We start from the raw sequence: 12,985 nt of genomic DNA, 5'->3' as shown, positions 1-12,985 counted from the left end.
CCTCCTTCAAATAGATAAAGTGTATATTGTTTGAATTAGCCTACTATGAACAAAAAAATAATTAGGAGAATACAAGTTGCATCGCTTGTGCAATGGACGTAACACCGCGGATTTGAATAGACTTATCATCGTGCTTAATTTGTTTATAGTTTCCTTCTGGGATAATAAACTTTGTAAAGCCTAATTTCTTAGCTTCGTTAATCCGTTGTTCTATGCGTGGGATGCTACGAACATTACCTGTCAATCCAACCTCACCAAGAATTACCATGTCATGCGGTACTACACGATTTTTAAGATTAGATACAATGGCAACGGCCATCGATAAATCACAAGCCGGTTCATTAACCTTTAACCCACCAATTACATTGACATAAACATCCTTATTGCCCAGCGTAAATCCGCAGCGTTTTTCCAATACTGCTAGTAGCACAATTAGACGATTCAAATCATAGCCAATAGCCGTACGTCTTGGCATTCCAAATGCTGTTGTAGCTACCAAGCTTTGAACCTCTACCAGAATGGGACGAACCCCTTCTAGATAAATCATGACCGCACTACCACTTTCATCATCAGCTCGTTCAGCTAACAAGGACGCCGACGGATTAGCAAGCTCTGCTAAACCATCTTCAATCATGGTAAAAATACCGGTTTCCGATGTAGATCCAAAACGATTTTTAATAGCTCGTAATATACGGAATTGATAGGAACGTTCCCCTTCAAAATAAAGTACTACATCCACCATGTGCTCGAGCATACGTGGGCCTGCAATATTACCTTCCTTTGTTACATGGCCAATGATGATGGTTGGAATATTCTGTTCCTTACAAAATCTCAATAATCGGGATGTGCATTCACGAACTTGACTAACACTCCCCGGTGCTGCTTCAATATCTGCAGTATACATGGTTTGTATGGAGTCGATAACCAATAAAGACGGTTTTTGGCCTAATGCGACCTCAAGAATGTGGTCTAAATCTGTATCGGCTATAACATGTAATCGTTCGCTATTAATATGTAATCGTTCCGCCCGCAGTTTTAATTGCAATTGTGATTCTTCGCCAGATGCATATAAAACAGTACCAACTGTATCGGCTACCTTTTGAGAAACTTGTAAGAGCAATGTTGATTTGCCAATACCAGGATCGCCACCTAATAACATTAACGCACCAGGCACAATCCCACCGCCAAGCACTCTATCTATTTCCTTATAGGTCGTGGGAATTCTAGATACGGCGGACATTTCAATATCTGGCAATGGCACAGGTTTAGTCGTATTGGTGCCCACACCACGCACAGATGGCGTACGACTATGTTTAGTGTCTTTTACCACTTCTTCAACCAGTGTATTCCATTCACCGCATTGAGGGCATTTTCCCATCCACTTGGCAGATTCAGCACCACAATTATTACAAAAGAAAACGGTTTTTACCTTTACCATACAACCCCCATGAAAAGTAAAAGGTCATGAATGATAATTCACTCATGACCTTTTGTGCATAATTTATACTACGGTCAACTATTATCACTAATAGTATACCATTTTGACATTAAATTTTACATAAAAGACTGTATGAGAACAATATCTATTCCCAGTTAATTAGAAGATTTTACAATAATGTGTTCATCTTCTACATCAGCCTTGATGGTAGCACCTTCCGGAGCATTACCTTGTAAAATAAGATCTGAAATAGGATCTTCAATCAACCGTTGAATAGCTCGTTTCAATGGACGTGCGCCCATTGAAAAATCAGATCCTTCTTTCACAAGCATATCCATAGCTGCTGGAGTAATTTCAAGGGATAAACCCATATCATCAAGGCGTTTTACTACAGTATCCATTAAAATTGTAACAATTTGTTTTAAATCATTTGATGTTAAAGCATGGAATACAATCATTTCATCGATACGATTCAAAAATTCAGGACGGAAATGACGTTTTACCGCATCCATAACAGATTTCTTGGCTTCCTTAAAATTAACTTCATTAGAAGTATCAGATGCACTATCAGACTTCTTTGCGGCCAAGAAACCAAGTTCAGGAGAACCTTTACGTAGTGCATTTGTACCTAAATTACTTGTCATGATAATAACAGTATTCCTAAAATCAACAGTACGACCTTGGCTATCTGTTAATCGACCATCATCAAGAACTTGTAATAAGATATTAAAGAAATCTGCATGAGCCTTTTCTACTTCGTCAAGAAGAATTACGCTATATGGTTTACGCCGTACCTCATCTGTTAACTGACCACCTTCTTCATAGCCCACATAGCCTGGAGGTGCACCAACTAAACGAGATACTGTATGTTTTTCCATATATTCTGACATATCTAGACGAATCAGGGCTGTCTCATCACCAAATAAGGCAACAGCTAAGGCACGAGCCAATTCGGTCTTACCAACCCCAGTAGGACCTAGGAATAGGAAGGATCCAATAGGACGTTTTGGATCTTTTAGGCCGGCTCTCGCACGGCGAATAGCCTTGGAGACAGCCACAACGGCCTCATCTTGACCGATGACGCGTTTATGAAGCTCTTCTTCTAAGTGTAATAATGATTCAGATTCTTCCTGTGCGATTTTAGAAACCGGAATACCTGTCCATTGTGCTACAACAGAGGCGATATCTTCGTCAGTCACAACTAACTTAGCATCACTATTTTCCTTGGCCGCTTTTTTCTTATCGTTAATTTCCTTTTCAATGCGCCTTTCTTCATCACGCATCTCAGCCGCCTTCTCAAATTCCTGAGCTGTTACAGCAGCTTCTTTTTCCTTTTTGACATCTGCTAATTGTGTTTCCAATGCTTTCACATCGGGTGCGGCAGAAAACACTTTCATCCGCACCTTGGAAGCCGCCTCATCGACAACATCGATTGCCTTATCCGGCAAGAATCGATCCGTAATATATCGACTTGATAATGATACGGCAGCTTCCAGTGCTTCATCAGTAATCTTAGCCTTGTGAAAGGCCTCATACCGATCGCGTAGCCCCTTTAAAATTTCGAGTGCATCCTCTTCAGAAGGTTCGCCGACTAAAACCGGTTGAAATCTACGTTCTAAGGCTGCATCCTTTTCAATATGCTTTTTATATTCATCTAAGGTTGTAGCACCAATCACTTGGAACTCACCACGAGCTAATGCAGGTTTTAAGATGTTCGCTGCATCCATGGCGCCTTCAGTGGCACCAGCGCCAACTAATGTATGAATTTCATCGATGAATATAATCATATCGTCATGTTTTTGAACTTCATCAATGGCTTTTTTCAACCGTTCTTCAAACTCACCACGATATTTAGCACCGGCCAACATCGAACTGATGCTCAATGAAATAATTCGCTTATTGCGTAAAATTTCTGGCACATTACCGTTTACGATACGCTGTGCCAAGCCTTCTGCAATAGCCGTTTTGCCTACACCTGGTTCACCGATAAGTACTGGATTATTTTTGGTACGACGACTCAAAATTTGAATAACCCTCGAAATCTCCTTATCTCGACCAATTACAGGATCAATTTTCCCTTGTTTAGCAGATTCATTTAAATCTGTTCCAAAATCAGCAAGATCGCCTAATGAGCTACTTTCTTTATTATCTTCACCACTATGACTAGTACTGCCAGACGAACCAAGGATATCCCGAATTGCGTCAACAACATCATTAGCGCGAATATTATGATTGCGTAACAGACCGACTGCTACACCGCCACCATCGCTCAACAAACCTAATAGAATATGTTCCGTTCCCACATAATTGTGATTCATACGATTAGCTACTTCAACAGCTAACTCTAGCACATGTTTTACGCGAGGTGTCATATATACGGAACTGGCTTTCTTATGTCCACGCCCAATGTGATTTTCCACATCTTCAATAATGGACTCCGCACTAAGACCCAGCTCATTAAGAGCTTTTGCGGCAACACCATTTTTAACCTTTGTGAGCCCAATGAGTACATGTTCCGTTCCCACATAGTCATGCCCTAGTTCTAAGGCCGCTTCTTGGGCGAAGGATAACACTCGTTGTGCATCATCTGTAAATCGTTGCATCATATGTATTACCTCGTTCGCAAACATCAGTTTGCGCTCTCTATATAAACTTCATTCATGAAATGAAGGTACATTTTATCAATCTATATTAAATGGAATGTCTCCATGAATAGTATTCTTAAATATCATAAAAAATAGGAAAATCACTTATTGTTTTTGTGAAAGTTTTTCTCTAATGACTGTCGCTCTATAATTATCGCGTTCTTGAGGACTTACCTCTTCTTTTCCCATATATTTAAGTAAAGAATTAGGTCTTGTAATAGCCACCACCTCATTAAAACTATCGCTCGACCATGCGGGTAAGATATCTAAATCTACACCTAATTGAACATCGCTTAATTTTTCTAGGGACTCATGACCACTCATAGACCTTGCATAGCGCAATATACCATAAGACCGCCACAAATGATCTTCAAGACCATCTTTATCGTTGTGCACCAATGTTTGGCGACATTTTCGTTCTTCTGCTATGATACCTTCTACAATCTTCGTCAATTGCTCAATGGTATCGGCTTCGCTGATGCCCATCGTACGTTGATTAGACACCTGATAAATATGACCTAATGCTTCAGAACCTTCGCCATATAAACCGCGCACAGAATAGCCAAGCTGAACAATACTGCGAACGAGACGATTAATGCGTCCAGTCATTGCTAATGCAGGAAGATGAAGCATAACAGAAGCGCGTAAACCAGTGCCCACATTCGTTGGGCATGCCGTCAAATATCCAAAGGATTCATTAAAAGCAAATGGTTGCTTCTCATCAATAGCATCATCAATGCGTTCTGCATGGTGAAAAGCATCTATTAAGTTGAGGCCCGCCTCCATAGTTTGTATGCGTAAATGGTCCTCTTCATTAACCATGATTGCCACCGATGCGTCATCGGATACAAGTAAGCTACGATATGGCAGTTTTTCAGCCATAACAGGACTAATCAAATGTTTTTCCACAAGAATAGCACGCTCTGTATCAGACAATTTATCTAGACTGATATAGTAATAATCTTGATTGTCTGAATCTTTTAACGTAGTAACCAATCCACGTGCAATGGAATCAACATGATTTAGAGCTGATTCATCATTTTTATTGGTAAATAATGTGTCTCTAAAATTCCGAGCTAATCGTATACGACTAGAAATAACGATATGATCTGAATCGGATGTCGTATGTTGGAGCCATTTACTAAGGGCTGCATCTAAAATATTATCAAACATACTATCCTCCTCAATTTTCTTTATTATGGGCCTTAGATTCTAAGGCTTTGATTTTATCTCTAATTTGAGCGGCTTCTTCAAATTTTTCATCACTGACAGCCATGTCCAATTGACGACGTAGTTGCTTAATTTCATACTGGGCCTTAAACATATTATGTCCTTGACTCGGCACACGCCCTTCATATTCACCAGCCCCTTGAATACGTTGAACAAGCGATAAGATCTGATCTTTAAATGTGTCATAACAACTAGGACATCCAAATTTTCCAAATCGATTAAAATCTTCAAATGTATTTCCACAATTTGGACAGCGTTTCATCTGTTGAGATTGTAACATATGGTCTGGATACACCATATTCTTGAAAAAATCATTGGAGAAAAAATCATTGTCCCACATATCATTTACGAAAGAACTAAACGGTGATAATTTACCATCTTTTTGTAATTTATTAGCACAGGACGAACATAAATGTTGTTCTGTTTTTTGATTATTTATGATATTTGTCATATGCACTGTTGCTTCGTTTGTATGGCAATGATCGCATTTCATATGACATCACTCCTTCCGCAATGTCTCTATCATAGATGCATAAAGACTGCGAATAGCATCATTTCTAGATTCATAATCTACATGTTCAATGATGCTAGCAAATGAATTATGCATCATTTGAGCCTCGCGCTTTGTAATTTTATTATCTTGTAACAATTGAAATAAAGATTGATCAACATCGCGCAAATCGATTAACCGTTCCACGCGATTTGGACCTTCATAGATATGATAAGTTGTCACTGCTGGTACCATATTAGAAGATTCTGGTTGCAACTTACGAATCCTAATATATCCACCTAATCCACGTCTAGATTCAACATCAAATCCTCGTTCATTAGAAAAACGCGTACTCAATACATAACTAATTTGAGATGGTGCACAATCTAATTCATCGGCCAACTCATTTCTCTTTAAAATCAATTTTTCTTGTTCTTCTGTCAATTTATTAAGTATAAATTTTTCTATTTTATCAGCTATAACGCTCATAATAACACCTCTTTATAAATTTATCTCTTAATTTGTCTTTTTGTTCTTTTAATATAACTTTATTATATTTGACTATTTGACCATTGTCAAATAAAAAGTCAAATTTTTATTAATTATTATTTGACTATTACCAAAATACGTAAATTTATTGCATGAATTGCGCTAACAAATCAATGCATATACGTGAATGTTTCTACGAATAGACTAATACAAGAATTCAATGTATAATATTAAAGATATAATAACGTATGTACGAAAGAAGGTGCTACAATGGCAGATGCATTAGGTCATCAATTATTACTAGATTTATATTCTTGCAATGAAGAATCCCTCTCTTCCGCTGCAGCCGTACAAGAAAGTGTAGCTGCTGCATTTGAGTTAGCAGACATTGAGTTAGACGAAATAAACTATCAAGTTATGGATGATGAAATTGTCGTTCTTGCTATTGCAAAACAATTTCACTTCACATTACATGCCTATCCGGAATTGGGTTATGTAGCAGTTGATTTATTCGCCTTCAATCGTACTCTACCACTTACACAATTTATGAAATCCTTACGTCAATCATTTGGTTCTGAAAAGGTAAAAGCAACCACGGTCCAACGTGGCGATTTTGGGAACGAACGAGATATGAAACCGCGTCGCAAAACCAAAATTACAACACTCGGTCGCGTATTCCGTACACGTATCCAATTAAAACAAACTGGGGGCAAACTCAAAAAACAAAGCGCTAAGGTTATCAAATCATTAGCAAAAAAAAGTGGCCTAAAAAAATAGCATAAGAAAAATCTAAAAGACCTTGCTCAATACGAACAAGGTCTTTTTACTGCACCAAAAAGGCTAGAGACGAATCTCTAGCCTTTTAATATGAACGTTTATAATCTTATCTACGAACAAGCATTTCCTCTAAGTCTAAGGTCATAACAATATCATCAACATCATCGCAAAGATATTCTGCATTTGCATCGTTTAACTCTATCTCAGTACCATATCCATAGGTAACACCTATAGATATACAGCCTAATTCATTGCCTGACTCAACATCGTATTTTCTATCCCCTACCATGTATACGAGACGACGTCCCGTATCATCAGTTAGGGGATTACCACACAATTCGATAGCCTTTTGAAGAATCTCTTTCTTATGAACCAAGCCTTCTTTGTAATTGGCACCTACGATGACATCAAAGTATGGTGTAATAGAGAAATGATCTAAAATCTCGCGTGCATACACTTCTGGCTTAGCCGTAGCCAAAGCCACAGTATAATGCTCATTTTTAACCTTGTCCAATAAGTCGATGATGTTAGGATACAATTGATTTTCGAATTTACCAATAGTACCATAGCGTTCACCAAACTTTTTATAAACTTTTTCTGCTTCTTCTAATGACATGCCACAGTGTTCTTGAAATGAATCTACAAGTGGAGGACCTAAGAACAATAACAATGTTTCACGAGGTGGAATTTCATATCCAAAGGATTCGAGTGCATATGTGACACTCTTCAAAATTCCTTCTTCTGAATCTGTTAAGGTTCCATCCAAGTCAAAAATAATGGTCTTATTCATAATTATTTCTTTAAAGCCTCTTTTAATGTATGCCATGCTAATACAGCACATTTTACACGAGCAGGCATATTAGAAATATTTTGTAAGGCCATAGCATCTTCCAAATCTTCAAGCTTAGATTCGTCGGTAACCTCTTTTTTAATCATACCCAAGAATAATTCTACCAAACGCAATGCTTCTTCTACAGATTTACCCTTGATAATATCAATCATCATGGATGCTGAAGCTTGGCTGATAGCACAACCAGAGCCTGTGTACGCTGCATCTTTAATAATGCCATCTTGTACATCAATTTGTAGCGTCAAATCATCACCACAACTTGGATTGTGGCCATGTTCGGAAGCAGTAAATTCACTTAACTCACGTTTATTACGCTTATCTTGATTATGTTCCAAAATAAGTTCCGTATACAATTGATCCATTTCCATGTGAATGTCTCCTAATCTTTAAAGCCCATTACCGAACGGACAGTTTTTAATACTTCTAAGAATGCATCTAAATCTTCTTTACGCGTGTATAAATACATGCTGAGGCGTGTAGATGCTGCTACGTGAAAGAATGCCCCCAAAGGTTGTGCACAATGATGTCCAGAGCGTACACAGATACCTTTGGAATCAAGGATAGTCGCTACATCATGAGGATGTACATCATCTATTGTGAAAGCGATAACACCATGTTTTTCACGAGGGTTTTGAGAGCCCAATACATGAACATGAGGAATTTCAAGCATCTTAGGCAATACATAGGATACCAATTCTTCTTCATGTGCCTCAATAGCATCCATGCCGAAAGATTCGAGATAATCAATAGCGGCATGTAACGTTACAGCACCATGAGCATTTGGTGTACCAGCTTCGAATTTATATGGTAATTCATTGAATGTAGTAGATTGTTCTTTTACATATTCAATCATATCACCACCGAGTAAGAATGGTGGCATTTTTTCAAGTAATCCTCTTTTCCCATATAGCACACCAATACCTTGAGAAGCGCACATTTTATGGCCAGAGAATACGAAAAAATCACAGTCCAAGGCTTGTACATCCACCTTCATATGAGGTGTAGACTGAGCTCCGTCAAGAACGACAATAGCCCCTACAGAATGAGCTTTTTTAGTCAATTCTTTCACAGGGAATTCCATGCCAAGAACATTGCTCACATGGGCAAATGCCACAATTTTAGTACTTTCATCAATCTTATTGATTTCACCATCTTTCAAATGGCCTGATTCATCTAAGTACATATACTCTAATGTAGCACCTGTTTTCTCAGCAACATATTGCCATGTAACAAGATTGGCATGATGTTCTGCAACAGTAATGACAATCTTATCACCTTTTTTTACAAAATTAGCGCCATAGCTATGAGCAATTAAGTTCATCGATTCCGTACTATTACGGGTAAAGACAATCTCTTCTCGTTCACGGGCATTGATAAACTCAACAACGCGGTCACGTGCATTTTCATACGCTTCCGACGCTTCAATAGCGAGGATATGAGAACCGCGATGTGGATTACCATTATGATGAAGCATATGGTCTGTAAGGCGATCCATTACCATTTGAGGAATTTGCGCTGTTGCACCACTATCTAAATAGATAAGGCGATGACCATTATGTTCTTTATGTAAAATAGGAAAATCCTTATATGCTTCTGTAATAGGTCTCATAGTCAATCCTCTTAAATCTTATTACGTACTGCAGTTAATGCAGCTTCTTCAATCACGTCATCACCAATGCGATCGATGATTGGTCGAATCATTGATTCTACAATAATATGTTTAGCTTCTACTTCACTAAAGCCACGGCTCATAAGGTAGAACAATTTATTTTGATCAATTTGTCCCGCACTAGCTGCATGATTACCTACTACATTATCTTCTTTACACAATAACAATGGTAAAGAAATAGATTTAACAGTAGGATCTAACAATAAACATGTATCTTCTTCAGCACCTTCAGCGGCAACGGCACCGCGAAGGAAATCCAATGTACCACGGAAAGATTTTTTAGATGTATCGCTTAAGGCACCTAATGTATGAATATCACTAAAGGATTTTTTACCAACATGTGTCATGAGCATAGCAATATCAAATTTTTGTTCCTTATTGCCTAAATAAGCAATGTCATGAACGACTTTACTAGATTCACCTTGTAAATCATGTTCATAGTTTAAGAAGTTTTCTTTGCCACCAATTTCTACATTGATGTATTCTACATCGGCATTATCCTCTAGTTTTGTATAGCGATGTTCGATATGCTGTACAGTTTCATCTAAAAGATTTACTTTTTTAACAACAATCTTAGCATTAGATTTTACATCGTATTCGTTAAGGTATTGAATATTAGTCGCCTCTTTTGTACCGCCATCTAAGAAGAATTGTACTTCTACATCAGCACCTTCTTCGACGATAAATTGGAAACGACCGGCAATACGTGCACTCGCATCAATGCGAATACCCACCACTTCTTTTGTCTTAGCAGGCACGTGGATACGATAACCTTCAGCTTCGTTTACAAGCTTAGCTACGGCCTCACCATTAGCACCTTTATAATTTGTATTCAACAAAGCTGTACCAGCTGGCAATGGGCTGATAATGGCATCATTACCTTTTACCAATACAGATGTAGTTGTTTCTGATTCTCCCCAAAGACTTGCTGGAGTATGGTTAACACGCAACCATCTAAAGGTAGGTCTAGGAAGTTCATTAAATAGTAATTCGCTCATAGTACCTCCTTAACCGATAGAACCTTCTAATTCAAGATTGATTAGATTATTCATTTCAACAGCGTATTCCAATGGCAATTCTTTAGAAATTGGTTCTACGAAACCACGAACAAGCATTGCACGAGCTTCTTCTTCACTAATACCACGCGTCATAAGGTAGAAAATAGCTTCATCGGAAATACGGCCAATCTTAGCTTCATGACCTAAATCGACATTATCATTTTCTACAATAATAGCTGGAATTGTATCAGATTGTGAAATTTCATCTAACATCAAAGATTCACAAGATACTGTTGCTTTTGCATGTTCTGCATTAGGACCAATTTTCAAAAGGCCACGATAAATAGCAGCGCCACCAGATTTGGAGATAGATTTAGAGTTTACATTACTTGTTGTATATGGCGCATTGTGAACCACCTTACAACCAGTATCAAGGAATTGACCTTCGCCGGCAAATGTTACGCCTGTAAACTCAGCATGAGCACCTTCGCCATTAAGAATACTCATTGGGTACAAACAAGATACGTGAGAACCAAAGGAACCAGATACCCATTCAATAGTACCACCTTTACCTACAACACAACGTTTTGTATTGAGGTTATACATATTCTTAGACCAGTTTTCAATTGTGGAATAACGCAATGTAGCGTTATCCTTAACGAACAATTCTACTGCGCCTGCATGAAGATTAGATACATCGTATTTAGGAGCAGAACAACCTTCGATAAAGTGTACCTTAGCACCTTCCTCTACGATGATCATCGTATGTTCGAACTGACCAGCACCTGGTGCATTCAAACGGAAATAGGATTGCAATGGAATATCTACTTGCACGCCTGCCGGAACATATACAAAGGAACCACCAGACCAAACGGCACCATGAAGAGCTGCCCATTTATGATCTGTAGGAGGAATCAATGTCATCCAGTATTTTTTTACGATTTCTTCATGCTCATGAAGAGCTGTTTCAATATCAGTATAAATTACGCCTTGTTTTACAAGATCTTCTTGAATGCTGTGATATACGACTTCGGAGTCATATTGGGCACCTACACCTGCAAGAGATGTTTTTTCTGCTTCTGGAATACCAAGGCGATCAAATGTGCTCTTAATATCGTCAGGTACTTCGTCCCAATCGCCCTTCATATCTACTTTAGGCTTTACATATGTATAAATATGTTCCATATCTAAGCCAGAAATATCAGGAATCCAGTTAGGAATTTCCATGCGATTATAAATCTCTAAGGATTTCAAACGGAAGTCAAGCATCCATTCCGGTTCATTTTTATTAGACCAAATTTCACGGATAATATCTTCTGTTAACCCAGCATCAGCAATATAGGAATACTCAAAATTATTCTTTATATCATAGACGCCACGGTCCATATCCGCAACTTGGGTTTTCTTTCTTTCTTCCATGTTGCCTCCTATGCTAATGCTTTGTATGCGTCGTAACCTTTTTCTTCAATTTCACGAACCAATGAAGCATCACCAGTTTTAACGATTTTACCGTTAATCAAAACATGTACAAAATCAGGTTTTAATTTTTGAAGAATTTGATTGTGGTGAGTAATGATTAATACTGCATTATCTTCATTGTGGAAACGATTAACGCCTTCGGATACAATGCGAACAGCATCAACGTCAAGACCAGAGTCAGTTTCGTCAAGGATAGCCAATTTTGGATTTAAAATAGACATTTGAAGAATTTCATTTTTCTTGCGTTCTCCGCCGGAGAAACCTTCGTTTACATAACGTTGTGCATAGGATGTGTCAAAGGACAATTCATCCATTTTTTCTTTCAATTCTTTTTTGAAAGCCAACGCGCGTACATTTTCACCGGTAATTGTAGATTTTGCAGTACGGATGAAGTTTTCTACAGTAATACCAGGAACGGAAATTGGGCTTTGGAATGACATAAAGATACCTGCTTTTGCACGATCATTTACAGCATCTTCTGTAATATCCTTGCCATCAAATACGATAGAACCTTTATCTACTGTGTACAATGGGTTACCCATAATAGCATTTGCCAATGTGGATTTACCAGCACCGTTCGTACCCATTACGACGTGAATCTCACCTTTATTTATTGTTAAATTAATGCCTTTAAGAATTTTCTTCTCTTCTACAGACACTTCCAAATCTTTAATCTGAAGTAATTCAGCCAAAATATTTCACTCCTTCGTATCAGATAATCTGATTATATGATTAAAACTTTATAGTCACATAGAAAAACGGCGGTACGCACAAGGGTGATACCGCCGTATTCTCTCGCCACTTTAGCAAGTATGTGCATAACAATCTATACTCATTATACATTCTTATCTAAATGATAGCAAGATATTCCTACTAAAATATACAGGAATTAAGAAAAATCCCTATAAATCCGTATATCT

At 38.0% G+C, this 12,985-nt stretch carries 12 protein-coding genes; 1 reads left to right on the top strand and 11 read right to left on the bottom strand.

Annotated features, from left to right (window positions below; genetic code table 11):
- Positions 1 to 61: 61 nt before the first annotated feature.
- From radA to O3617_RS00680, 5 genes are all read right to left on the bottom strand, one after another.
- Positions 62 to 1,438, bottom strand: coding sequence for a DNA repair protein RadA (gene radA / locus O3617_RS00700; protein WP_371448058.1), 1,377 nt, complete (start codon positions 1,436 to 1,438; stop codon positions 62 to 64).
- Between the two features lie 155 nt (positions 1,439 to 1,593).
- Positions 1,594 to 4,044 (bottom strand): ATP-dependent Clp protease ATP-binding subunit, encoded by a 2,451-nt coding sequence (locus tag O3617_RS00695; protein ID WP_371448056.1) that lies wholly within the window; start codon positions 4,042 to 4,044, stop codon positions 1,594 to 1,596.
- Between the two features lie 144 nt (positions 4,045 to 4,188).
- Positions 4,189 to 5,256, bottom strand: a complete 1,068-nt coding sequence (locus O3617_RS00690; protein ID WP_371448054.1) for a protein arginine kinase — start codon at positions 5,254 to 5,256, stop codon at positions 4,189 to 4,191.
- A 10-nt stretch (positions 5,257 to 5,266) separates the two neighbouring features.
- Positions 5,267 to 5,806 (bottom strand): UvrB/UvrC motif-containing protein, encoded by a 540-nt coding sequence (locus O3617_RS00685; protein WP_371444793.1) that lies wholly within the window; start codon positions 5,804 to 5,806, stop codon positions 5,267 to 5,269.
- 6 nt (positions 5,807 to 5,812) lie between these two features.
- Positions 5,813 to 6,292: a CtsR family transcriptional regulator gene (locus O3617_RS00680; RefSeq protein ID WP_371444794.1), complete on the bottom strand. Its 480-nt coding sequence runs from the start codon at positions 6,290 to 6,292 to the stop codon at positions 5,813 to 5,815.
- Positions 6,293 to 6,562: 270 nt separating this feature from the next.
- Between O3617_RS00680 and O3617_RS00675 the strand changes: the two genes are divergently transcribed.
- Positions 6,563 to 7,069, top strand: coding sequence for an S-adenosylmethionine decarboxylase family protein (locus O3617_RS00675; RefSeq protein ID WP_005378718.1), 507 nt, complete (start codon positions 6,563 to 6,565; stop codon positions 7,067 to 7,069).
- A gap of 106 nt (positions 7,070 to 7,175) precedes the next feature.
- On the opposite strand, the gene O3617_RS00670 is transcribed toward O3617_RS00675, so the two are convergent.
- Genes O3617_RS00670 through sufC form a run of 6 tightly spaced genes read right to left on the bottom strand, consistent with a single transcriptional unit; the run spans position 7,176 to position 12,757 of the window.
- Positions 7,176 to 7,859: an HAD hydrolase-like protein gene (locus tag O3617_RS00670; protein ID WP_371444796.1), complete on the bottom strand. Its 684-nt coding sequence runs from the start codon at positions 7,857 to 7,859 to the stop codon at positions 7,176 to 7,178.
- 2 nt (positions 7,860 to 7,861) lie between these two features.
- Positions 7,862 to 8,287, bottom strand: coding sequence for a Fe-S cluster assembly sulfur transfer protein SufU (gene sufU, locus O3617_RS00665; RefSeq protein WP_005378700.1), 426 nt, complete (start codon positions 8,285 to 8,287; stop codon positions 7,862 to 7,864).
- Positions 8,288 to 8,298: 11 nt separating this feature from the next.
- Positions 8,299 to 9,528, bottom strand: coding sequence for a SufS family cysteine desulfurase (locus O3617_RS00660; RefSeq protein ID WP_371448052.1), 1,230 nt, complete (start codon positions 9,526 to 9,528; stop codon positions 8,299 to 8,301).
- Between the two features lie 11 nt (positions 9,529 to 9,539).
- Entirely contained in the window at positions 9,540 to 10,586 is a 1,047-nt protein-coding gene (locus O3617_RS00655) for a SufD family Fe-S cluster assembly protein (RefSeq protein WP_371448050.1), read from the bottom strand.
- A gap of 9 nt (positions 10,587 to 10,595) precedes the next feature.
- Positions 10,596 to 12,005, bottom strand: a complete 1,410-nt coding sequence (gene sufB / locus O3617_RS00650) for a Fe-S cluster assembly protein SufB (protein WP_270524004.1) — start codon at positions 12,003 to 12,005, stop codon at positions 10,596 to 10,598.
- Positions 12,006 to 12,013: 8 nt separating this feature from the next.
- On the bottom strand, positions 12,014 to 12,757 hold the full coding sequence (sufC, locus tag O3617_RS00645; RefSeq protein ID WP_005378715.1) for a Fe-S cluster assembly ATPase SufC: 744 nt from the start codon (positions 12,755 to 12,757) through the stop codon (positions 12,014 to 12,016).
- Positions 12,758 to 12,985: the final 228 nt, after the last annotated feature.

Origin of the sequence: Veillonella sp. 27098_8_77, assembly GCF_041431535.1 — a bacterium.
Lineage (GTDB): Bacteria > Bacillota > Negativicutes > Veillonellales > Veillonellaceae > Veillonella.
Note: the sequence above shows the minus strand (reverse complement) of the source record. Positions and strands in the feature narration are given on the sequence as shown.